This window comes from Mesobacillus sp. MER 48 (assembly GCF_023714225.1).
Lineage (GTDB): Bacteria > Bacillota > Bacilli > Bacillales > Cytobacillaceae > Mesobacillus > Mesobacillus oceanisediminis_A.
In genome coordinates, this window is record NZ_JAMAUR010000029.1 from 1 (window position 1) to 981 (window position 981).

Below are 981 nucleotides of genomic sequence, written 5' to 3' on the forward strand. Positions count from 1 at the left end.
TTCGATCCCGTCATCCTCCACCATATATTCCTTTAATAATTACAAATGCCGGTGTAGCTCAATTGGTAGAGCAACTGACTTGTAATCAGTAGGTTGGGGGTTCAAGTCCTCTTGCCGGCACCATTTGTACGAGCCATTAGCTCAGTCGGTAGAGCATCTGACTTTTAATCAGAGGGTCGAAGGTTCGAGTCCTTCATGGCTCACCAGTTTTCTTAAAAAAATATGCGGGTGTGGCGGAATTGGCAGACGCACCAGACTTAGGATCTGGCGCCGCAAGGCGTGGGGGTTCGACTCCCTTCACCCGCACCATTTTTTAAAAAACTATATATGCGGAAGTAGTTCAGTGGTAGAATACAACCTTGCCAAGGTTGGGGTCGCGGGTTCGAATCCCGTCTTCCGCTCCATTTCTTAGCCGGGGTGGCGGAACTGGCAGACGCACAGGACTTAAAATCCTGCGGTAGGTGACTACCGTACCGGTTCGATTCCGGTCCTCGGCACCAAGCAAGCTAAAATATTATATTTGCGCCCGTAGCTCAATTGGATAGAGCGTCTGACTACGGATCAGAAGGTTATGGGTTCGACTCCTTTCGGGCGCGCCATTATTTTTTCTCAATAGAACGGGGAGTAGCTCAGCTTGGTAGAGCACTTGGTTTGGGACCAAGGGGTCGCAGGTTCGAATCCTGTCTTCCCGACCATTCAATTTAATATGGGGCCTTAGCTCAGCTGGGAGAGCGCCTGCCTTGCACGCAGGAGGTCAGCGGTTCGATCCCGCTAGGCTCCACCAAAAATACCATTTGACCATATGAGTCATTCATGTTAGTGTATTAAGGCTGACTTGATGAACTGGTCGGTGAAATTGTTCTTTGAAAACTAAACAAACAAGCGTCAACAAACAATAAATTATCATGCTTCTATTAATAGAAGACATGAGCCAACGTTTTAACTTATGAGCTAACTCATAACTCTTTCTTGGAGAGTTTG

General features: G+C 47.5%; 8 tRNA genes. All 8 read left to right on the plus strand.

Annotation, left to right across the window (positions count from 1 at the left end):
- Positions 1 to 47: 47 nt before the first annotated feature.
- Positions 48 to 123: transfer RNA gene (locus tag M3593_RS23665), tRNA-Thr, on the plus strand.
- Between the two features lie 7 nt (positions 124 to 130).
- Positions 131 to 206: transfer RNA gene (locus M3593_RS23670), tRNA-Lys, on the plus strand.
- A gap of 18 nt (positions 207 to 224) precedes the next feature.
- Positions 225 to 309: transfer RNA gene (locus M3593_RS23675), tRNA-Leu, on the plus strand.
- 20 nt (positions 310 to 329) lie between these two features.
- A tRNA-Gly gene (locus M3593_RS23680) sits at positions 330 to 404 on the plus strand.
- Between the two features lie 7 nt (positions 405 to 411).
- Positions 412 to 500, plus strand: a tRNA-Leu gene (locus tag M3593_RS23685).
- Positions 501 to 522: 22 nt separating this feature from the next.
- Positions 523 to 599 (plus strand) — tRNA-Arg (locus M3593_RS23690).
- 19 nt (positions 600 to 618) lie between these two features.
- Positions 619 to 695 (plus strand) — tRNA-Pro (locus tag M3593_RS23695).
- Positions 696 to 708: 13 nt separating this feature from the next.
- Positions 709 to 784 (plus strand) — tRNA-Ala (locus M3593_RS23700).
- The last annotated feature ends 197 nt before the right edge of the window (positions 785 to 981 follow it).